Source organism: Mesorhizobium sp. BR115XR7A (assembly GCF_020165315.1).
GTDB classification, from domain to species: Bacteria; Pseudomonadota; Alphaproteobacteria; order Rhizobiales; family Rhizobiaceae; genus Mesorhizobium; species Mesorhizobium australicum.
On the sequence record NZ_JAIUHW010000017.1, the window covers coordinates 38,224 to 58,477 of the forward strand.

Annotated in this window: 18 protein-coding genes; 9 read left to right on the forward strand and 9 right to left on the reverse strand. The window is 65.0% G+C overall.

Annotated elements, in window-relative coordinates:
* The first annotated feature begins 248 nt into the window (after positions 1-248).
* Positions 249-770: an invasion associated locus B family protein gene (locus LB557_RS28045; RefSeq protein ID WP_224713138.1), complete on the forward strand. Its 522-nt coding sequence runs from the start codon at positions 249-251 to the stop codon at positions 768-770.
* Between the two features lie 331 nt (positions 771-1,101).
* The gene (locus tag LB557_RS28050; protein ID WP_224644169.1) at positions 1,102-2,346 is read left to right on the forward strand and encodes a M24 family metallopeptidase; all 1,245 of its coding nucleotides are present in this window, start codon (positions 1,102-1,104) and stop codon (positions 2,344-2,346) included.
* 280 nt (positions 2,347-2,626) lie between these two features.
* On the opposite strand, the gene LB557_RS28055 is transcribed toward LB557_RS28050, so the two are convergent.
* The 5 genes from LB557_RS28055 to LB557_RS28075 form a co-directional block, all read right to left on the reverse strand.
* On the reverse strand, positions 2,627-4,063 hold the full coding sequence (locus LB557_RS28055; RefSeq protein WP_224644167.1) for an amidase: 1,437 nt from the start codon (positions 4,061-4,063) through the stop codon (positions 2,627-2,629).
* Positions 4,064-4,254: 191 nt separating this feature from the next.
* The gene (locus LB557_RS28060) at positions 4,255-5,346 is read right to left on the reverse strand and encodes a Gfo/Idh/MocA family protein (protein WP_224644166.1); all 1,092 of its coding nucleotides are present in this window, start codon (positions 5,344-5,346) and stop codon (positions 4,255-4,257) included.
* Between the two features lie 354 nt (positions 5,347-5,700).
* Positions 5,701-6,864: an ABC transporter substrate-binding protein gene (locus tag LB557_RS28065; RefSeq protein WP_224644165.1), complete on the reverse strand. Its 1,164-nt coding sequence runs from the start codon at positions 6,862-6,864 to the stop codon at positions 5,701-5,703.
* A gap of 72 nt (positions 6,865-6,936) precedes the next feature.
* Entirely contained in the window at positions 6,937-7,779 is an 843-nt protein-coding gene (locus LB557_RS28070) for an ABC transporter permease (protein ID WP_224644164.1), read from the reverse strand.
* Positions 7,776-8,603: an ABC transporter ATP-binding protein gene (locus LB557_RS28075; protein ID WP_015314834.1), complete on the reverse strand. Its 828-nt coding sequence runs from the start codon at positions 8,601-8,603 to the stop codon at positions 7,776-7,778. The genes LB557_RS28070 and LB557_RS28075 overlap by 4 nt, the downstream gene beginning before the upstream one ends.
* Positions 8,604-8,917: 314 nt before the next feature.
* On the opposite strand from LB557_RS28075, the gene LB557_RS28080 reads away from it, so the two are divergent.
* A complete protein-coding gene (locus LB557_RS28080) occupies positions 8,918-9,856 on the forward strand; it encodes a MurR/RpiR family transcriptional regulator (RefSeq protein WP_224644163.1) in 939 nt (312 codons plus the stop codon).
* Between the two features lie 151 nt (positions 9,857-10,007).
* Positions 10,008-11,798, forward strand: coding sequence for an NAD(P)/FAD-dependent oxidoreductase (locus LB557_RS28085; RefSeq protein ID WP_140712143.1), 1,791 nt, complete (start codon positions 10,008-10,010; stop codon positions 11,796-11,798).
* 250 nt (positions 11,799-12,048) lie between these two features.
* Here LB557_RS28085 and LB557_RS28090 read toward each other — a convergent pair whose 3' ends face one another.
* On the reverse strand, positions 12,049-13,284 hold the full coding sequence (locus LB557_RS28090; protein ID WP_224644291.1) for an amidohydrolase/deacetylase family metallohydrolase: 1,236 nt from the start codon (positions 13,282-13,284) through the stop codon (positions 12,049-12,051).
* 32 nt (positions 13,285-13,316) lie between these two features.
* A complete protein-coding gene (locus tag LB557_RS28095) occupies positions 13,317-13,682 on the reverse strand; it encodes a RidA family protein (protein ID WP_224644292.1) in 366 nt (121 codons plus the stop codon).
* Positions 13,683-13,900: 218 nt separating this feature from the next.
* On the opposite strand from LB557_RS28095, the gene LB557_RS28100 reads away from it, so the two are divergent.
* Positions 13,901-14,386 (forward strand): hypothetical protein, encoded by a 486-nt coding sequence (locus LB557_RS28100; protein ID WP_140660382.1) that lies wholly within the window; start codon positions 13,901-13,903, stop codon positions 14,384-14,386.
* Between the two features lie 73 nt (positions 14,387-14,459).
* Here LB557_RS28100 and LB557_RS28105 read toward each other — a convergent pair whose 3' ends face one another.
* Positions 14,460-15,095, reverse strand: coding sequence for a methyltransferase family protein (locus LB557_RS28105; protein ID WP_140876134.1), 636 nt, complete (start codon positions 15,093-15,095; stop codon positions 14,460-14,462).
* A gap of 245 nt (positions 15,096-15,340) precedes the next feature.
* On the opposite strand from LB557_RS28105, the gene LB557_RS28110 reads away from it, so the two are divergent.
* The 3 genes from LB557_RS28110 (at position 15,341) to LB557_RS28120 (ending at position 18,314) form a co-directional block, all read left to right on the forward strand.
* Positions 15,341-16,132 carry a hypothetical protein gene (locus LB557_RS28110; RefSeq protein ID WP_224644293.1) on the forward strand — a complete coding sequence of 264 codons (792 nt, stop codon included), beginning with the start codon at positions 15,341-15,343 and terminating at the stop codon, positions 16,130-16,132.
* Positions 16,133-16,234: 102 nt separating this feature from the next.
* Entirely contained in the window at positions 16,235-16,918 is a 684-nt protein-coding gene (locus LB557_RS28115; protein ID WP_224644294.1) for a winged helix-turn-helix domain-containing protein, read from the forward strand.
* Positions 16,919-16,931: 13 nt separating this feature from the next.
* Positions 16,932-18,314 (forward strand): sensor histidine kinase, encoded by a 1,383-nt coding sequence (locus LB557_RS28120; RefSeq protein WP_224644295.1) that lies wholly within the window; start codon positions 16,932-16,934, stop codon positions 18,312-18,314.
* A gap of 17 nt (positions 18,315-18,331) precedes the next feature.
* Here LB557_RS28120 and LB557_RS28125 read toward each other — a convergent pair whose 3' ends face one another.
* A complete protein-coding gene (locus LB557_RS28125; protein WP_224644296.1) occupies positions 18,332-18,760 on the reverse strand; it encodes an Lrp/AsnC family transcriptional regulator in 429 nt (142 codons plus the stop codon).
* A 44-nt stretch (positions 18,761-18,804) separates the two neighbouring features.
* Here LB557_RS28125 and LB557_RS28130 point away from each other — a divergent pair, with 44 nt between their 5' ends.
* A complete protein-coding gene (locus LB557_RS28130; RefSeq protein ID WP_411970583.1) occupies positions 18,805-19,986 on the forward strand; it encodes a saccharopine dehydrogenase C-terminal domain-containing protein in 1,182 nt (393 codons plus the stop codon).
* Positions 19,987-20,254 lie beyond the last annotated feature (268 nt).

Here is a 20,254-nt window from a genome sequence, read left to right on the forward strand (position 1 = left end):
ACACGTCCCGCGTGCCGATGTTTAATGGAAATCTATTGTATAGCGAGTCCCTAGTGATCAAACTGCTGCTGTGGCCTACCAAAGTGCTTCTCTGTGGTAATATGGACACAGTAGATTTGCCGGCTTGCTTCGGTGGATTCCTGGCTTTCACGCTGGATTGGAGTGTTGTATCAAGCCCTACTGTGGGAAATACCGGTGGGGCCTAAAAGAACATGAGAGTTGTTTTAGCTATAGCTAATACTTTGAGCTTGGCCGCAGGTATTGGCGCCCTGTGGCTCATCCTGTCGAGCGCCGGACCCGCACTTGCCGAGGAAGCCGCCAAGCCCCAACCGGCCCAGTCAAAGCCGGCCGACGCCAATCCCTGGGCGGTCAACTGCTCCAGCGGCTCGGCGAGCGCCGAACTTCAATGCCAGGTGTCGCAGAACCTGACCGAGGCCAAGACAGGACAGCGCGTGCTTACCGTGACGGTGCGCCGCGACAACGCCAATGGCAGTCTCGCCATGCTGCTCGCCTTGCCGCACGGCCTGTTCCTGCCGTCCGGCGCCAGCTACCAGATCGACCAGGGACAGAAGACGACCATCGCCATCCAGACCAGCGACCAGAACGGCGCCTATGCCGCCACGCCGCTGCCGCCGGACCTCGTCAAGGCGATGAAGTCGGGAACCAATCTGAACATCGGCATGGAGTCCGTCACCCGCAAGCCGGTCACCATCCCGGTGTCGCTGGCCGGCTTCACCGCCGCGCTGACCAAGCTGGAATCGATCAAGTAGCGGGTTCGCCGGCAACCGTGGCCGACATCCTATCCCTTCGTCATCCACGGGCGGAGCAGCCGCGGCGCGGCGTCGCGGAGACCGAGGATCCATGTCGCGACCGTGCTGGCGGGTGCAGCGGAGCAGAATCTGGACCGTGGCAACGCTCCGGAGTCCCGGCATGGATCCTAGGTCTGCGCTGCGTCGCTGCGCTCCTTGCTCCGCTCTAGGATGACGAAGTCGTGGGCGTCTCCGCTCCGCACTCAAGGTATCAGTACGTCAATACGAGCAACCGTCTTGATTGTCCGCACCTGCGATGCTCCGTTGTCGCTTCGGACATGCGGAGAAACACATGACGGGTTTTGTCGACCGGCAGCGCGCCACGCAGTTGATGCAACGCGCCGGCATCGCCGCGCTGGTGCTCTCAGCGCCCGAGGCCTTCCATTATGCGACCGGCGCTTCGATCGGTCCGGCCGGACTGTTCCGGCGCGCCGGCGCCGGCTTCGTCGTCGTCCCGGCCAGGCAGGACCTGCCGATCGGCGTCGTGGTCGCCGACTTCAATGCCACGCAACTGCGGACCGCCGCGCCCGACATGGTCGTGCGCTCGCACCCGATCTGGATCGAAGCCGCGCCGGTCGAGACAGGAGCTGCCGGGCTGCCCCTGGCGGAGCGTATCGAGGCTGGCCTGGCTTCGCTCGGCCGCGCGCCGGATTTCGCGCGTCCCGCCACCTTCGACCTCGCCGGCTCGGTGCGACAGCTGCAGGCAATCCTCGCCGATTTCGGGCTGGAGCGCGCGACGCTCGGCCTCGACCTCGACTTCATTCCCGCCGCCGATTTTGCCGCCATCCAAGCGCTGCTGCCGGATTGCCCTGTTGTGGACGGCTCGCTTGTGCTGGACCGGCTGCGCGCGGTCAAGTCGCAGCGCGAGATCGACCTGCTGCGGCAAGGCATCATCCTGTCGGAAGCCGGCCTGGAGCGGCTGCAGGTCGATGCCATGGCCGGCATGCGCCAGAGCGATCTCGTCGCGCTCTATCGGCAGGGCGTCGCCACGGCGGCGGCCGGCTTGTCCCACCCGGTCATCACGGCCGAATATGTGACGCTGGGCGCCCGGGCCAAGGGCGCCGACGCCAAGGCCGTGGCGGGCGATCCGCTGAAATGCGACATGGTCTGTACGGTCGGTGGCTACGCCTCCGACATGTCGCGCAACTTCACCTTCGGCCCGCCTTCCGCTGATCAGGCCGAACTGCACACCATTGCCGAGCGCGCCTTCGACGATGGGCTGGCCGAGCTTGTTCCCGGGAACACGCTTGCCCATGTCCACCGCGTCGCCACCGACAGCCTGGCGCGCCAAGGCCTGCGCTCCTACCGCCGCGGCCACTTCGGCCACGGCGTCGGGCAGTCGGTCTTTTCCGAGCAATGGCCGTTCATATCGGCCGGCAGCGAGGTCGTGATCGAGGCCGGCATGGTGCTGGCCTTCGAGATCCCGCTCTATATCGACGGCCTCGCCAGCTTCAACCTCGAGGACCAGTTCCTGATCACGCCGGATGGGCCGGTCGCGATGAACCGGCTGCCGCGGCGGCTGGAGGTGATTGGGTAGTGGAGGCTTGAGATCTGCACCTCCGGAAATTGGCTAAGGTCCCTCCACCTTCGTCATCCACGGGCGAAGCAGGAGCGAAGCTCCGTCGCGGAGACCCGAGGATCCATGCCGTGAACCTTTCCGTGGGGTGCAGCGGAGCAGAATTTTGGACCGCCGGGAACGCTTTGATGTCGCGGCATGGATCCTGGGGTCTGCGCGGCGTCGCTGCGCTCCTTGCTACGCCCCAGGATGACGACGGGAAAGGTTTTGCCGTCCAGCGATCAAACCTCCGTACAGGCCCCTAAGCGCTCACCGGCGGCCGCCTGTCCCTCCATGGCATTTCCTGTTCCAGCTGTGCCGACGCCGCCAGCACCGTCGCCTCGTCGCCGTAGCGGCCGACCAGCTGCACGCCGACCGGCACGCCGCCGTGCGACCAGCCGAGCGGCAGCGAGATCGCCGGCTGGCCGGAGATGTTGAAGGGGAAGGCAAAGACGGCATCCGTCCATTTGGCGTTGTAGCGGTCGATGTCGGTCTCCGACATGTCGTAATAGCCGAAGGGGCGCGGCAGTTGGGTCAACGTGGGCGTGACGAAGAGATCATAGGCCCTGAGGTCGCCGACAATATCGCGGCCGACCTGCCGGAGCTGCTCGACATCGGAGATGTGCCTGACCCCGCTGGTGGCGCGGCCGCGCTCGATGATCGCCCAGGTCACCGCCTCGACATCGCCTGACGTCACCGGCCGGCCGATCACCGTTTCCAGGGAGTCGAAGGTCGCCGCCGTCTGGACGCAGGTCATGTTGGTGTAGGTTGCCCATACGCCATTGGCATCGAGCGGCATGTCGTGCTCCTCGACATCATGCCCCAACCGCTCGAATGCGGCCACGGTCGCCAGCACCGCCGCCTTCACCTCCGGATCGATGGCGGTGCCGTTGGGCGGCGTGACGGTGAAGCCGATGCGCAGGTTTTTCGGCGCACGCGCCGACAGGCTGAGCCAGGAGGCATCCGGCACCGGCGGCGTATAGGGCTCGCCGGGCAGCGCACCGGCCACCGCATCGAGATAGGCCGCCGTGTCGCGCACCGTGCGCGAGCAGCAGAGGAAGTAGGCACCGCCATACCAATAGTCGCCGAACGGGGCCAGGCTGACGCGGCCGCGCGACGGTTTCAGGCCCACGATCCCGCAGCAGGAGGCGGGGATGCGAATCGAGCCGGCGCCGTCGCTGGCCTCCGCGATCGGCACCATGCGCGAGGCGACAGCCGAGGCCGCGCCGCCGCTCGAGCCGCCTGGCGTGATGCCTTCCTTCCACGGGTTTTTCGTCGTGCCGTAGAGTTTTGGTTCCGTCGTGATCGACCAGCCGTTTTCGGGCGCGTTCGACTTGCCGACCAGCACCAGTCCCGCCGCCTTCATGCGGCGAACGACTTCGGTGTCGAAATCGGCGACGACATCTCTGAGGTAGAAACAGGAATTGGTGTTGGGCGCACCCGTCCAGGACGAGGCCAGTTCCTTGAGCAGGAATGGTACGCCGGCAAAGGGTGCCGATCTGTCGACCGTCGCGGCCTGTGCGCGCGCCATGTCATAGAGGCGATGGACGACCGCGTTGAGCGACGGATTCAACCGCTCGACCAGCGTGATCGCCGCTTCGACCAGTTCCGCCGGCGAAACCTGGCCGCCGCGGACCAGCGCGGCGAGGCCAAGCGCATCGGACTCGGCATAGGTTTTCAAAAGACTGTCGGTGACCATGTCTCTCCTCCCAAATTTGCGTTGCCTCGACATCGCGCTTAGGAATGCGCGAGCTGTCGCTACCGGCTAATTACAAATGTAGGCGCCGCCCCTCATCCGCCTGCCGGCACCTTCTCCCCGTATAGTGACGGGGAGAAGGATGAAACTCCTGCGCTGCCGGTGCCGCCTCCAGCGCCAACAGCCGGATAGCATCAGACCAGCTCGACCGTCCGTCCCAGCTCTATGCTCTGTTCGGCCGCGAGCACGATGCGCAGGCTGTTGACCGCCGCGTCCATCTGCTCGGTCAGATCGAGGTCCTCGCTTATGGCGCGCAGGAAGAACGCCTGCTCGCGGTCGCACAGTTCCTGGTGGCCGGGCTCGTCCTCCATGCTGACGATCTCGTCGGGCTTTTTGAAATTCTTGTCGCCGTCGACGGCGGCATAATGGATCTTCAGCGCGTCGGTCTTGGTGTGGCGGTCGATGTCGGCGGAGTTCGACACTTCGGCCAACTCGGCCGCGCTGCTCGCCTGCTGGCCGGCGACGATCGAGACCGCGCCTTTCGGGCCGACGACATCCTTCACGAAATAGGCCGTCTCGCTCATCATCGGACCCCAGCCGGCCTCGTACCAGCCGACCGAGCCGTCATCGAAGGTGACATGCAAGTGGCCGTAATTCTGCTTGTCGGCTTCGGCCCATAGTTTGGCGCCGATGCCATGCACGCGCACCGGCTTGGCGCCGGTCAGCTGGCACATGACGTCGACATAATGCACGCCGCAATCGACGATCGGGATCAGCGAATCGATCAGGTTCTTGTGCCAGTGCCAGGCGCTGCCGCTGCTTTGCTGGTTGAGGTTGAGCCGCATGACCAGCGGCTTGCCGAGCGTCTTGCCAACCTCGATGAACTTGATCCACGAGGGGTGGACACGCAGGATGTAGCCGAGCACCAGCTTGCGGTTTTTCGCTCGCGCGGCCGCCACCACCTTTTCGGCGTCCTCGATGTTGGTGGCCAAGGGCTTTTCCATGAACACGTGGCAGTTCGCCGCGATCGCCTTCAGCGCGTATTCGGCATGGGTGTTCGGCCAGCTGTTGATCGAGACCGCGTCCGGCCTGGTCTCCCCCAGCGCCAGGTCGAAATCCTCGTAGAGCGGATAACCGGCGAGTTCGGCCGGGATTTTCGTGTTGCTCTTGATCGAGCGGCTCATGATGCCGCTGATCTCAAACCCCTCCGAGCGATGATAGGCACTGGCGTGCGACGCACCCATATTGCCAAGACCCACCACCAGTACTTTCACCTTGTCGGCCACCGTTATCTCCCAGGTTCTGGATTGAATTGTGCGCGGCGACCGGTTGCCGCGTGTTTATCCGGACAATCACCTCAGGTCAGCGCCGCCGCTCGTTGCCCGGCCCTTTCCTCTCCCCCGTCGATCGGGGGAGAGGTGTCGAGCGAAGCTCGACGGAGTGGGGGTCGACCTTCGCCGCCCGCCTGAGGTTACTTCGCCAGATTGTGCCTGTCCCGCAGCGACTGCGCGTTTAGCGACCGCCTTCCCCCACTCCGTCGCCGCTTCGCGGCGCCACCTCTCCCCCCTCCGGAGGGAGAGGAAAGGAGCCAAGGCAGGGCAATGAGGAGTGGCGTCGTCATGGCCTTCGCTTGCGCGCCTCTACTTCACCGCCGAATCGAACAGGTGCGCCTTGATCTTCTCGACATTGAGCGCGGCAAAGCCCTCCGACAATTTGACCCCGTCGGCGTCGGCCTTGACCTTGGCCTTGTCGAAGTCGTTGGCGGCCGGGATCAGGTCGTTGCTGCAGACATCCTCGGCCTTAACCGGGTTGGTGATCTGGCCGATCTTGTGGATCTCGTCGAAGAAGCCCTGCCAGCTCGCCATGTCGTGCGACCCCCAGCCGCCGCGCTTGTCCATGTCGCCGCGGAAGACGTTGATCTGCTGCAGGATCGAGGTGGTGCCGAGCTCCGGTCCGAGGTTCTTGGCCAGCGTCGGGAACTGCTCGAACACCGCTTCGACCGCCGCGCGCGGATTTTGATAGCCGAACTCAAGGCCCATCGCCCAGCCGCGCAGGTATTTTTCCAGGAACGCCTTCTTGTCGGGATCCTCGAGATCGGCTGCGCGCACGACGAAGGTGTTGGCCGGCAGCTTCGAGTTTTTCACGCCGAGCCAGTATTCGAAGTCGAGACCCTTGGCGATCCATTCGGCGCGCAGCCCTTCCCATGACAGCGCCGCGTCGCCCTGGCCGCCGGCAAGCGCGGTGCCCCAGGTCGGCCAGCCGGCCTCGACATATTTGACCTTCTTGATGTCGACGCCTTGCGCGGCAAGCAGCGGATCGGTGATCGACTGCCAGGCGGCGGAACCAAGCAGGATGGTCTTGCCTTCCAGCTTCTTCAGGTCGTTCGAGCCCTCGCCCTTGCGGAAGGCGATGCTGAACGTGTCGCGCGCGCCCATGTGGAACACCGACTTCAGCTTCATGCCGTTCTGGATGGCGAAGGAGAACACGCCGGGCGAGGGAAAGCCCATATCGGCCTGACCGACATCCACGAACTTCACCGTCGCCGTGCCGTCGGACGGCCCCGGCTGCATGTCGGTGTCGAGCCCGTCGAAATAGCCGGCCTTCTTGGCCGCCCAATAGGGATAGTCGTCGAGCACTTCGAGCGTGCCGCGCGGCGAGATCCAGGTGAATTTTCCATAGGCCTCGGCCCTCGCCCTGAGGCCGGTGGCGCCGAGCGCGGTCGCCGTCACCAGCCCGGCGCCGGTGACCTGCAGGAAGATGCGGCGGCTCATCCCCGCCTGCTGGATGAAATTGTCTTTGGTCATGGCATTCCCCTTTTTTGTTTGATGTCAGTCTGCCTTGCCGCCCGCCTCCCGGGCGTGGTCATTGCTTCTGCGTCAAGCCTCCCAGCTCGCCCATTTCTTGCCGATGAGGAAGAACAGCACGTAGATCAGGATGCCGAGCATCGACAGGATCAGCACCACGGCGAAGAATTGCGGCATCTGGATCATCGACGAATAGGTGGTCAGCCGGTTGCCGAGGCCGAAGCCACCGCCGACCATCTCGGCGCCGACGGCGGTGAGCAGGCCGAAGATGGCGCCGATCATCAGCCCGACCAGGATCATCGGCAGCGCCATCGGCGCGCGGATCTTCCAGAATATCTGCAAGGTGCTGGCGCCATAGGACCGCGCCAGCGCGATCTTGGCGCTGTCGACGCGACGAAAGCCGGTGGCGGCATTGATCATCACCATCGGCCCGGCGGCCAGCGCCACCGCGATGATGCGCGGCGTGTAACCGAAACCGAAACGCAAGATGAGCAGCGGCACCAGCGCCAGCATCGGCGTGGTGACCAGCAGCAATATATACGGCGCGACGATCTTTTCCGCGAACGGGAACTGGGTGATGACCGCGGCCATTACCAGACCGACGGCGGCGCCGATGGCAAAGCCGGACACCAGCTCGACCAGCGTATAGCCGAGATGCGGCGCGATCAGCGGAAACTCGTCGAACAGCGCATAGGCGATCGAGCTCGGCGGCGGCATGATATAGAGCGGCACATGGAACAGCCGCAGAGCCAGTTCGATGCCGCCGATGATGATGACGGCGACGGCGAGGATGGCCGCCACCTCCTTGCCCGATTTGATGCCGGGGCCGCTGGCGAAGGCCGAGAGGTTGGTCAGGCTGACGTCTTGCCCATCGCCTGATTTCGACTTCGAAAATTCGGGAATGGCGTCGCTCACGGCCTGATCCTCACGATCTCGGCGCTCGGGCGTTCCGGCGCCTTCGGTCTGGTGCGCTCTCCGACAATGTCCATCTTGATGCGGTTGGTGAGGTCGAACACCTCCTTCGTCGCCATGATCTCCAGCGAGCGCGGCCGCGGGAACGGCACGCGGTATTCCTTGGCGACGCGGCCCGGCCGCGCGCTCAGCACCACGACGCGGTCGGAGAGGAAAATCGCTTCCTCGATCGAGTGGGTGATGAAGACGATAGTGGTCTTGGTGTCGAGCCAGATCTCCTCGACCAGCCGGTTCATCTCCTCGCGGGTAAAACTGTCGAGCGCGCCGAACGGCTCGTCCATCAAAAGCACCGAGGGTTTCAGCGCCAGCGCCCGCACGATCGCCGCGCGCTGCTGCATGCCGCCCGAAAGCTCGCGCGGGAACTTGCCGCCGAAACCGTCGAGGCCGACGCGGTTAAGCAGATGCGCGATCCAGGTGCGGTCCGGTTTTTCGCCTTTGATCTCGAAGGGGAAGCGGATGTTGGCGTCGAGATTGCGCCAGGGCAGGAGGTTGGCTTCCTGGAAGACGATGCCGATATCGGGATGCGGCCCGGAAATCTCTTTGCCGTCGAGCTTGATCGCGCCGCTTGTCAGGCCGTGCAGCCCCGACATCGACCACAAAAGCGTGGTCTTGCCGCAACCGGACGGGCCGACGATCGAGACGATTTCATTGGCTCTGACGTCGAGGCTGCAGCGGTCCAGCGCCAAGAGGTCGCCGGACGCCGTGTGATAGATCTTGGTCGCTGCCTGCACGCCAAGCTTCGGCGTTGTTATCTCGCCCGCGTTCATCCGCCCCTCGGAGATTGCGTGATGATCCCAAAGGTCATCAGACTGTCAAAAATCAGTGTGTAACTATCCTACTTTGCTGTCAAGCGTCGACGACGGCGAGCATGGGACGAGAACCGACTACTAGGAATAACTATCTGTTTTGACGTTGTATTCTTTGCCTTGAAATTCGTGTTGCTTTCCTACATGATTTGGCAGGCGCACACGCGAATGCCCTCGCGGCACGCATCGGTTGCAGCGCCGTCCTGCGCATGGAACGACAGCGTGCAAACATGATAAGAGGTCAGGTCGAAAACGGGCTAGGGAACACCGCCTTCATGACCGAAGCTGCCAGCCATCCGATCGCGGACGAAGAGGGAACCGGGGGCGAACCCGTCCGGCGCATTCCCGACATCATCTCGCTGGTCAAGGATTCCTACGGCGAATTGCGCCCGGCCGAACGCCGCGTCGCCGATGTCGTGCTCGAGAATGTCAAATATGCCGTCGATGCCTCCAACGCGGCGCTGGCCCAGCGCGCCGGCGTCAGCGAACCGACGGTGACCCGGTTCTGCCGCGCCATCGGCTGCGAGGGCGTGCGCGACTTCAAGCTGAAGCTGGCGCAGAGCCTCGTCGTCGGCGCGCTCTACCTGGACACGTCGCCGGCCAGGGAGAGCGACGCCGCCCTGCCGTTCTGGAACGCGGTGTTCGGCGAAGCGCGCCGGGCGCTGCAGGAAGCCGAGCGGCAGCTCGATCCGGGTGAGCTGGAAAAGGCCGCCGAGCTGATCGCCCGGGCCCGCCAGGTCACCGTGTTCGGGCTCGGCGGCAGCTCTTCGGCGCTGGCGCAGGAAACTCAGTACCGGCTGTTTCGCTATGGCATCTCGATCAGCGCCCAGTGCGACCCCTATTTGATGCGCATGACCGCCTCGACGCTGAAGCCCGGCGACCTGGTGATCGCCATCTCGGCGACCGGGCGCACGCGCGAGGTGATCGAGGCCGTCGAACTCGCCAAGCACTACCGTGCCAACGCGATCGCCGTGACGGCGCCCGATACCGAGCTCGCCCGCGCCTGCGACGTCAGGCTGACGGTTGCCGTGCCCGAATATCCCGACACGCTGAAGCCGACGGCCTCGCGCTTCGCCTTCCTGGCGATGATCGACCTCCTGGCGGTGGCGTCGGCCTACAAGCTCGACGGCCCGGCCCGCGAGACCGTGCGCCGCATCAAATACAACGCCCAGATCCACCGCACGGGCAAGGAAATGGAGCCGCTGGGAGACTAGCCCCTTCTCCCCGTCACTATACGAGGAGCCCGTCACTATACGAGGAGCCCCACTATACGAGGAGAAGGTGCCGGCAGGCGGATGAGGGGCAGCGCCGACTTCGACAGGTACCGTCCCAATACACGGATCGGACGTATGCAAGAGGGAAGAAATGCTCGAAAAGTCACCATCCAAACAGGCGGCCGCATGGCTTGGCTCGTTTTCGCAGGCGCTTGAATCCGGCGACCTGTCGGCCGCAAGCAACCTGTTCGTCGACGATTGCTATTGGCGCGACCTGCTGGCCTTCACCTGGAACGTCACGACGATGGAAGGCCGCGAGGCCATCGCAGACATGCTGACAGCAACGCTGGCGACCACGAAGCCTGGCGCGTGGCAGCTCACCGGCGAGGCAACCTCGGATGAAGGCACGATCGAGGCCTGGTTCACCTTCGAGACAGCGGCGGCCACGGGCCAAGGCATCATGAGGCTGCGCGACGGCCGCTGCCGTACCCTGTTCACGGCGATGACCGACTTGAAGGGACACGAGGAGCGCAAGGGCGCGGCGCGGCCGCTGGGCGTGCGCCACAAGGCGGACCCGGAACGCGAGACCTGGTCGGAAGCGCGGGCGCGTGAGGCGCGCGAGCTCGGCGTAACGGAGCAACCCTATTGCCTGGTCATCGGCGGCGGCCAGGGCGGCATCATGCTCGGCGCACGGCTGCGGCAGCTCGGCGTGCCGACCATCGTCATCGAGAAGAACGCGCGGCCGGGCGATTCCTGGCGCAACCGCTACCGCACGCTCGTGCTGCACGATCCGGTCTGGTACGACCATCTGCCCTACATACCGTTCCCCGACAACTGGCCCGTTTTCACGCCCAAGGACAAGATGGGCGACTGGCTGGAAATGTACACGCGCGTCATGGAGCTGAATTACTGGGTCGCCACCAGGTGCCTCAGCGCCAGCTACGACGAGGCGGAGAAAGAATGGACCGTGGTGGTCGACCGCGTCGGGCAGCGCATCACGCTGAAGCCGAAGCACATCGTCTTCGCCACCGGCGCCTACGGTCCGCCGCGCAAGATCGATCTGCCGGGTTCCGACCAGTTCAAGGGCGAGCTGCTGCATTCCAGCCAGTATGCCAGCGGCGAGAAATTCCGCGGCAAGAAGGTCGCCGTCATCGGCGCGGCCAGTTCCGGCCACGACGTCTGCGTCGATCTCTGGGAGAGCGGCGCCGACGTCACCATGATCCAGCGCTCGCCGACCACGGTGGTCAAGTCGGACACGCTGATGCAGGTCGGCTTCGAGATATTCTCCGAGGACGCGCTGGCACGCGGCATCACCACCGAGAAGGCCGACATGATCGTCGCCTCGACGCCGTTCGCGCTGGTGCCCAAGGGCCAGCGCGCGCTCTACGACGTCATCCGCGCGCGCGACGCCGAATTCTACGAGCGTCTCGCCGCCTCCGGCTTCGCGCTCGATTTCGGCGACGACGAAACCGGCCTTTTGATGAAGGCCTATCGCACCGGCTCCGGCTATTACATCGACGTCGGCGCCTCGGACCTGATCATCGACGGCAAGGTCGGCATCCGCAGCGGCGTCGCGATAAAATCGCTGACGGCGAAAGGCATCCTGTTCGAGGACGGCAGCGAGCTCGAGGCCGACGCCATCGTCGCCTGCACCGGCTATCAGTCGATGAACGAGAATGTGGCGGCTCTCGTCTCGCGCGAGGTCGCCGACAAGGTCGGCCCCTGCTGGGGCCTCGGCTCCGGCGTCAAGGGCGACCCCGGCCCCTGGCAAGGCGAATTGCGCAACATGTGGAAGCCGACGGCGCAGGAAGCACTGTGGTTCCACGGCGGCAATCTCGCGCTGTCGCGCTTCTATTCGAAATATGTCGCGCTGCAGATCAAGGCACGGATGGAAGGGATCGAGACGCCGGTTTATGGGGCGGTCAGCAACGCCGGGCGGTGAGGCGGAAGCATGCTTCGGTGAGAGGTCGACCCCCACTCCGTCGAGCTTCGCTCGACACCTCTCCCCCGATCGACGGGGGAGAGGAAAGGCGCAAGTTCACCGGCCTTGGCTCCCTTCCTCTCCCTCCGGAGGGGGGAGAGGTGGCTCGGCGAAGCCGAGACGGAGTGGGGGAAGCCGTCGCCAACGCGCGGCCGCTGCAAGACAAGAACAAGCCTGTCGGCAATCTCCCTCCTCGTGGGGGAGATCGGGGTTAATCCTGCCGGTGTCCGAAATGCCTGGCTGCCACCTCGACATGCGTATGCCCGACATGCGCCACGAAGCAATCGGTCTCGCCGACATCGTCGGCCGCCTCGTTCGGCCACCAAATGCCGCCGACGACGATGCCTTCCGACACCAGCCGCTGGTCGGCGACCAGCGAGGCGCCGACCGCGTCGACGAAGGTGAAGCGGCCTGACCGCTGCCGCAGCACGGCCACGTCGCCGGCGGTGCCGATCGTCAGCGTGCCGAGGTCCGGCCGCGCGATCGCCCGCGCCGGCGCCTGCGTCGCGGCACGCAGAACCTCGACCAGCGGCATGCCGAGGGCCATCAGCTTCGACATGCAGACCAGCATGTCGAAGGCCGGCCCGTCGACGCAGTAGAGATGTACGTCGCTCGAGATGACGTCGGGCGCCAGCCCTTCGGCCAGCATGGCGCGGGCGACCTCGAAGTCGAACGAACCCATGCCATGGCCGAGATCGAAGATGACGCCGCGCTCGCGCGCCAGCCGCATGTCGGGCCGCACCGTGCCGGAGGCGAACACCGGCGCATTGGGGAAGGGCCGGAAGCAGTGGGTGAGGATGTCGCCCCGGCGCAGGCGCGGCAGCACTTCGGAGCGGCCGGGCGGTGGCTCGTCTATATGCGCCATCAGCGGCAGGCCGGCCTTGTCGGCGGCCTCCAGCGCCAGGTCGACCGGCGCGATGCCGCTTGTGCCGCCGGCATGCTTGCCGGAGCGAACCTTGACGCCGACGACGACGTCGGCGTGCTCGCGCACCGCCGCCACCACCTCGCGCGGCTCGCAGAGACGGAGATCGCTGCATTCGCCGACCGACACCGTTTGCGAGAAGCCGAAAATGCCGGCAAAGGAAATGTTGACATAGGCCAGGATGCGCACCTTCGAACGCTCCATGACATGGCGGCGGAAGCCCAGGAAATTGCCCGCGCCCGCGCTGCCGGCGTCGATGAAGGTGGTGGTGCCGCTCTTGGCTGCGAGCCTGTCGGCGTCGACACCGAGGGAAGTGCCGCCCCAATAGACGTGGCTGTGCAGGTCGACCAGGCCGGGCGCGACGATGCAACCGGTGGCGTCGACCACCTGGGCGGCACTGGTCGCGGGGATGTCGGCGTCGATCGCGGCGACGCGGCCATTGGCGATGGCGACATCGCGCGGCGCATCGATGCCGGCCGCCGGGTCGATCAGCCGTCCGCCCTTCACGAGGAGGTCGAATTGCATTGTTGGAACCTCCGATTGCCCGAATTGCCGTCTCAGGCCGGTCTGTAGGCGACGGCCTCGACTTCGATCTTGATGTCGATCATCAGCCGCGATTCGACCGTGGTGCGGGCCGGCGGATTTTTCGGAAAACGCCTGGCATAGATAGCGTTGAAGGCGCCGAAGTCACGCGCGTCCTCGAGCCAGACGGTGGTCTTGACCACATCGTCCATCGTGCAGCCGGCGAGCGCCAATGCGGCCTTCACATTGGCGAGCACCTGCTCGGTCTGCTCCGTGATGCCGCCCTTGACCACGATGCCGTCGCCGCCGACGGGAACCTGGCCCGAGACAAAGACGAAATCGCCGGCCCGCACGGCGGGCGACAGCGGCACGTGTGATGTTCCGAAAGTCTGCTTGGGCAAGGGACGGCTCCTCCGATGACATGGCCGGACACCGAGGTGGCGCCCGCTTTGCGACGAGGTTTACCGCGATCGCGGCAATCCCGATAGAGGCCCTTGTTGGAAAGCAACATTGTTCGAAATCCGTGTTGCTTTATTACAGAAGCGCTTGCATCGTGCGCGTTGCCGGACGGGCTCGACGCCATAGGGGCCGGCGCATTTCCAGAGCGGAGAAACCGACAATGACCTTCGACAAGAACCCGTTCCCTCCCGGCGACGCCGACCGTCACGCGCTGTGGGAGATGCTGGTGCGGCGCGACATCGACGCCTTCATCGGCCAGGACTGGGCCATGGTCGAGGACGATTTCATCGCCGAAAGCTTCTTCGGCATGCATGCGCATTTCCTGGCCAATGCCGATGCCTGGCGGCTGCAATTCCCGCGGCTGGAGATTTACCGCGACGAGTGGCTGCGCCAGGCCAAGGAAACGGCGGCGACCAAATTCGCCGAGCCGCTGCGCGAGGCGCTGTTTCGCGTTACCAATCTGCGCGACATCGATGTCGACGGCGACCGCGCCGTGCTGCACAAGAAGTTCGACGGCAGCGTCGCCAAGGCGGATGGCAGCGTCGACCGGCTGAAATGGCAGACACTGTATTTCTGCCGAAAGGTCGGCGCGAGCTGGAAGATAGCCGGCTTCGTCGGCTACATGCCTTATCCGCTGGGAAGCTAGTTTCGATTCCCATGAATGACCATCGACAGTCGCGATGGCCGATCAGCCGCGCAAATTTCCCGAGGCGAGCTGCTCAGTACAGCGTGATGAAGGCCGGGAACAGCACGCCTGTCTCCCTGAAATACTCGATCAGTTCGATGGCGGGGAAGATGGCGAGGAAATAGAGCCCGTCGAAAAAGGTGCGCCTCAGCGCCCGGGTCGAGAACCGCAGCTCGTCATTGTCGTGGTAGAGCAGCGGGTTTGGCCAGAACCGGGGCGTCGCCTTGATGTAGGCGCTGTAGGCCGGACCGAACTTGCCCAGGAGATATTCGGCCTCCCTGCGCGCCGTGACACGGAAGATCAGGAAGCTGGCGACGCCAAGCGCGGCGGCGGCCACCATTGAGCCGTAGAGCAGGCCGATGCCGACCGCGCCGACCGTCGAGAAGAAGTAGAGCGGGTTCTGGCTCATCGAGAATGGTCCCGTCGAGACCAGCTCTTCATTCTTCTTGCCGCCGACATAGAGGATGCTCCACAGCCGGCCGGCGACGCAGGCGAGCACCAGGCAGAAGCCGAGGAATTCGAGCGTTTCGTGGCCGTTCGAGCCTTCGCTGAGCGCCGGTTTGGTCAGGAACAGCAGCAGCACCGCCAGCACCGCCGCGACCCGGATGAATATCAGCCGCTTGCGCTGGTCGAAAGCCTGTGAAACCGGCTTGAGGGAAGCGTAGGTCATTTTCGCGTTTTCCTGGGCACTCTAGTGCAGGCTCGGCCACTGGGGCACGCCATTGATGGCGGATACAAGGCGCTCATCCTCTATCAGCGCATCGCGAGCCATTCGTAAAGGCCTTTTGGGTCGCCGCCGCCATCCTTACGAATTTGTATGGCGCCGGACAGGCTGGCGAGAAGTCGCTTGCCTATCATCCGAATGCCGGATCGCTTCCGCCGCCGGCGCAACCATCGGCATCGAGGACATCAGCCATGCTCGCACCCCACACACACCCCACACCGAGCCAAAACAGGGTGCCGGACGTCACCCTCGACTTCTGGCTGGTCAAGCTGATGGCGGTGACCATGGGCGAGACGGCGGCGGACTATCTCGCCGTCAACCTCGGCCTCGGCTTGACTGTCACCTCGCTGATCATGACCGGCGTGCTGGTCGTCGCCCTCGCTCTGCAGTTCGCGCACAAACGCTACGTGCCGTGGGCCTACTGGCTGGCGGTGGTGCTGATCAGCGTCGTCGGCACGTTGATCACGGACAACCTCGTCGACAATTTCGGCGTGCGCCTGCAGACCACGACGATCGCCTTTTCCGTTGTGCTCGCGGCGACATTCGCGGTCTGGTACGCGAGCGAACGGACGCTTTCGATCCACACCATCTTCACGACCAGGCGCGAGATCTTCTACTGGCTGGCGATCCTCTTCACCTTCTCGCTCGGCACCGCGGCCGGCGACCTCGTCGCCGAGACCTTCGACATGGGCTATCTGACCACGGGCCTGCTGTTCGGCGGCGTCATCGCGCTCATCGCGCTCGCCTATTACCTGCTCCACCTGGACGCCATCCTGGCGTTCTGGCTGGCCTATATCCTGACACGACCGCTGGGCGCCTCCTTCGGCGATTGGCTGTCGCAGCCAGCCGAATATGGCGGCCTCGGTCTCGGCACCACCTACACCAGCCTGATCTTCCTCGGCTGCATCATTGCGCTCGTTCTCTACATGACGCTCAGGAATAATGCCGATGAGATGGACGACATGCTGCTGGATTCGGAGTGAGCCGCAGGCGGGTGCCGCAGGCGTGGCCGGTTGGCGACCATCCTAGGAACGGGAGCAGGCCGGTGATAGCCTGTCCCGGATACCGGCAGCCAGGGAACAGCGATGCGGCTACTTCTCGTCGAGGACGACCACAGGACGGCGGACTATATCGTGCGCGGCCTGACCGAGGCCGGCCATGTCTGCGACCTCCTGCGCAATGGCCATGACGGGCTTTTCGCCGCGACCAGCAGCGGCTACGACGTTATCGTCGCCGACCGGATGATCCCGGGCCTTGACGGCCTGTCTATGGTCAAGGCTGTCCGCGCCGCCGGCGTGCGCACGCCGGCGATCTTCCTCACCTCCGTCGGCGGCATCGACGACCGCGTCGAGGGGCTCGAGGCCGGCGGCGACGACTATCTGGTCAAGCCCTTCGCCTTTTCCGAGCTGCTTGCCCGCATCAACGCGCTCGGCCGGCGGCCGGCCGCGCAGGAACAGAAGACCGTTCTGCGGGTCGCCGACCTCGAAATGGACCTGATCATGCGGCGCGTCGTCAGGCAGGGCCAGCCGATCGATCTGCAGCCGAGGGAGTTCAGCCTGCTCGAGGTGCTGATGCGCGGCGAGGGCCGCGTCATCACCCGCACCATGCTGCTGGAGCGGGTGTGGGATTTCCACTTCGACCCCAAGACCAGCGTCGTCGAGACCCATATCAGCCGCTTGCGGACCAAGGTCGACAAGCCGTTCGGTACCCAGCTCATCCACACCATCCGCAACACCGGCTACAGCCTGCACGCGCCGCTCTCTCAGTGATCGCGACCTTCCGATGACCGCGACCCAGACCCGCCTGCTGCGCAGCACGCCGTTCCGGCTTGCCCTGACGTTCGCCTTCCTGTTCATGCTGGCCTTCGTGCTGGCGGGCGCCATCGTCTACCAGATGATGAGCGCCGACCTTGCCGAGCAGCTCGACGACACCATCAGCGAGACCTATGCCGTCATCGCCGCGACCTATGCCGACAAGGATCTCAGGGAGTTGGTGGAGACCGTCGAAAACCACTCCGCGCGCAGCCCTGGGAAGGAGCAGCTCTTTTCGCTGACCGACGCCGCCGGCAACCGTATTGCGGGCAACTTCACCGCGGCGGGGCTTCCCGACGGTTTCTCGATGTTCGGGGCCGAAATGCCGGGCCTGCCGCCGGACACCGAATACCGGGCCTATTCCGGTCCGGTCGGCGCCAACACTTTGACCATCGCCTTCAGCCTCTCCGAGACCGAGGAGCTGGAAACGATCATGCTGATGAGCTTCGGCTGGGCGACGCTGATCATCACCGGCCTGGCCGTCGCCGGCGGCGCCCTGCTCGCCTCGCGCGTCCAGCGCCGTCTCGACGGCATTGCCGCCACGATGGTCGACGTTTCGCATGGCCGCCTCGACACCCGCATCCCGCTGACCGGCAAGGACGACGACATCGACATCGTCTCCAGCCAGATCAACGCGGCGCTCGACCGGCTGTCGGCGCTGGTCGAAGGCATGAAGCAGGTCAGCGCCGACATCGCGCATGATTTGAAGACGCCGCTCAACCGCCTGCAGATGATCCTGGAGAGCGCCGCCGACAAGGCCGCACGGCGCCAGGACGTCTCCGACGATCTGGCCGACGCGCGCGCCGAGGGCCACCAGATCAACGAGACCTTCGACGCGCTGCTGCGCATCGCTCAGATCGAGGCCGGCGCGCGCAAGGCGCGCTTCACCGATGTCGATCTCGGCGAGATCCTCGGGACCATCGCCGAGATCTACGCCGGCGTGGCCGAGGACGACGGCAAGGTGCTGTCGGCTGCGGAACTGGACAAGACCACGGACCGCATTCATGGCGACCGTGAGCTGTTGACGCAGATGTTCGCCAATCTGGTCGAGAACGCGCTGCGCCATTGCCCTCCCGGCACATCCATCCAACTCTCGGTGACGCGCCGGGACGACCGCGTGCTTGCCGGCGTCGCCGACAATGGCCCCGGCATTCCCGCCGACGAGCGCGAAAAAGTGTTTCAGCGTCTCTACCGGCTGGACCACAGCCGCTCGACCCCCGGCAGCGGCCTCGGACTGAGCCTCGTCCGGGCCATCGCCGAGCTGCACGGCGCGACCATTGCGCTCGAGGACCGCCGGCCGGGCCTAGCCGTGGTGGTGAGTTTTCCCTTGGTGATGATTAACTTCGGAAGTTAGCGAAAGCCGCCGTAACGTTAGCGGTCGATCCGTGTCGACAAAATAATCGACGACGATGTCCGCTCGACTCCCTCCATGGCGCCGATCTGGTCGAGCAGCGTGTCGAGGTCGCGGATCGATGGCGCGTCGACGATGACGATCATGTCGAAATTGCCGCTGACGGAGTGCAGCGTCCTGACCGGCGGCAGCGCCTGCAGGCTGCGCACCACCTTGTCGGCGAGCTTCGGCGTGACGGTGAGCAGCACATGCGCCCTGACCAGCCCCTGCTCATAGTCCGGCGCCAGCCGGACGCCATAGCCGGTGATGATGCCGCGCTGCTCCAGCCGCTCGATCCGGCTTTGCACCGTCGTGCGCGACACGCCGAGCCGCCGCGCCAGTTCGGCCGTCGAGGCGCGCGCGTTGGCGCGCAGCAGCGAGAGCAGGACTTGTTCGGCATCACTGAGCATTTCGACGAAGCCCTTCGGCAGATCGGTAAAAGATAGGGTTCACTTTGCAGAATTCCACGCTTCCTTTCGACAGGCAAGCTGCGATGGTTTTTGGGAAACGCAGATCGCAGGGGAATTTGAACATGAACAAAATCATTATCGTCGGGGCCGGCAAGATCGGCTCGACCATCGCCGAAATGCTTGCCGCGACGGGCGACTATCAGGTCACTCTCCTCGACCGCTCGGCGGCGCAGCTCGCCGCGGCGGAAGTCCCCGCCGGCGTCGAGACGCTGGAACTCGACATCGCGGCGCCCGGTGCGCTTGAAGCCGCGCTCGCCGGCAAGCTCGCGGTGCTAAGCGCCGCCCCCTTCCACCTCACCACGCGCATCGCCGAGGCGGCGGCCAGCGCCGGCGTGCATTATCTCGATCTCACCGAGGACGTCGTCTCGACCAGGCGGGTCAAGGAGCTGGCCCGTACCGCCAAGAGCGCCTTCATCCCGCAATGCGGGTTGGCGCCCGGCTTCATCTCGATCGTCGCCAATGATCTCGCCAGCCGCTTCGACACGCTGGAAAGCGTGCGCATGCGCGTCGGCGCGCTGCCGCAATACCCGTCCAACGCGCTGAACTACAATCTGACCTGGAGCACCGACGGCGTCATCAACGAATATTGCGAGCCTTGCGAGGCGATCGTCGAGGGCGAGCTGGTCGAAGTGCCGCCGCTGGAGGAGCGCGAGGAGTTTTCGCTCGACGGCGTCACCTACGAAGCGTTCAACACCTCTGGTGGACTGGGTACCTTGGCCGAGACGCTGAAGGGCAAGGTACGCACGCTGAACTACCGCACCATCCGCTATCCCGGCCACGCCGCGATCATGAAGGCGCTGCTCAACGACCTTGGGCTGCGCCACCGCCGTGACGTCCTCAAGGATATTTTCGAAAGCGCCCTGCCGGCGACGCTGCAGGACGTGGTCATCGTCTTCGTCACCGTCTCAGGCCGCAGGAACGGCCGCCTGCTGCAGGAGACCTACGCCAACAAGATCTATTCCCGGCGCATCGGCCAGACGGTCCGCAGCGCCATCCAGATCACCACCGCGTCTGGCATCTGCGCCGTGCTCGACATGCTGGCCGACGGATCGCTGCCGGCGACCGGCTTCGTCAAGCAGGAGGAAATCGCGCTCGACGCCTTCCTCGCCAACCGCTTCGGCCGCGCCTATGCCCAGCATGAAATGGTAAGCCGGCTGGCGAGCTGAGCGACGGCGCCTTTCCTCTCCCCCGTCGACCGGGGGAGAGGTGTCGAGCGAAGCTCGACGGAGTGGGGGTCGACCTGGCTCGGGCTTGTTATTTCAAGCCGGGGTGATGCCTCGTCCTGACTGATTGAGGCTTGTGATGAGTTTTCAGCGGCGGTGCGTCTGAGGACCGGCTTCCCCCACTCCGTCGCTGCTTCGCAGCGCCACCTCTCCCCCCTCCGGAGGGAGAGGAAAGGAGCCTGGGGCAATCGAGCAACTCCTCCCCCTTTAC

What these genes read in the sequence shown, in the direction of transcription:
- LB557_RS28075 (WP_015314834.1), bottom strand. Translation starts at nt 8,603, where the DNA reads ATGAACGCGGGCGAGATAACAACGCCGAAGCTTGGCGTGCAGGCAGCG.
- LB557_RS28100 (WP_140660382.1), top strand. Translation starts at nt 13,901, where the DNA reads ATGACCTTCGACAAGAACCCGTTCCCTCCCGGCGACGCCGACCGTCAC.
- LB557_RS28125 (WP_224644296.1), bottom strand. Translation starts at nt 18,760, where the DNA reads ATGCTCAGTGATGCCGAACAAGTCCTGCTCTCGCTGCTGCGCGCCAAC.
- LB557_RS28055 (WP_224644167.1), bottom strand. Translation starts at nt 4,063, where the DNA reads ATGGTCACCGACAGTCTTTTGAAAACCTATGCCGAGTCCGATGCGCTT.
- LB557_RS28080 (WP_224644163.1), top strand. Translation starts at nt 8,918, where the DNA reads ATGACCGAAGCTGCCAGCCATCCGATCGCGGACGAAGAGGGAACCGGG.
- LB557_RS28090 (WP_224644291.1), bottom strand. Translation starts at nt 13,284, where the DNA reads ATGCAATTCGACCTCCTCGTGAAGGGCGGACGGCTGATCGACCCGGCG.
- LB557_RS28065 (WP_224644165.1), bottom strand. Translation starts at nt 6,864, where the DNA reads ATGACCAAAGACAATTTCATCCAGCAGGCGGGGATGAGCCGCCGCATC.
- LB557_RS28085 (WP_140712143.1), top strand. Translation starts at nt 10,008, where the DNA reads ATGCTCGAAAAGTCACCATCCAAACAGGCGGCCGCATGGCTTGGCTCG.
- LB557_RS28110 (WP_224644293.1), top strand. Translation starts at nt 15,341, where the DNA reads ATGCTCGCACCCCACACACACCCCACACCGAGCCAAAACAGGGTGCCG.
- LB557_RS28105 (WP_140876134.1), bottom strand. Translation starts at nt 15,095, where the DNA reads ATGACCTACGCTTCCCTCAAGCCGGTTTCACAGGCTTTCGACCAGCGC.
- LB557_RS28050 (WP_224644169.1), top strand. Translation starts at nt 1,102, where the DNA reads ATGACGGGTTTTGTCGACCGGCAGCGCGCCACGCAGTTGATGCAACGC.
- LB557_RS28115 (WP_224644294.1), top strand. Translation starts at nt 16,235, where the DNA reads ATGCGGCTACTTCTCGTCGAGGACGACCACAGGACGGCGGACTATATC.
- LB557_RS28120 (WP_224644295.1), top strand. Translation starts at nt 16,932, where the DNA reads ATGACCGCGACCCAGACCCGCCTGCTGCGCAGCACGCCGTTCCGGCTT.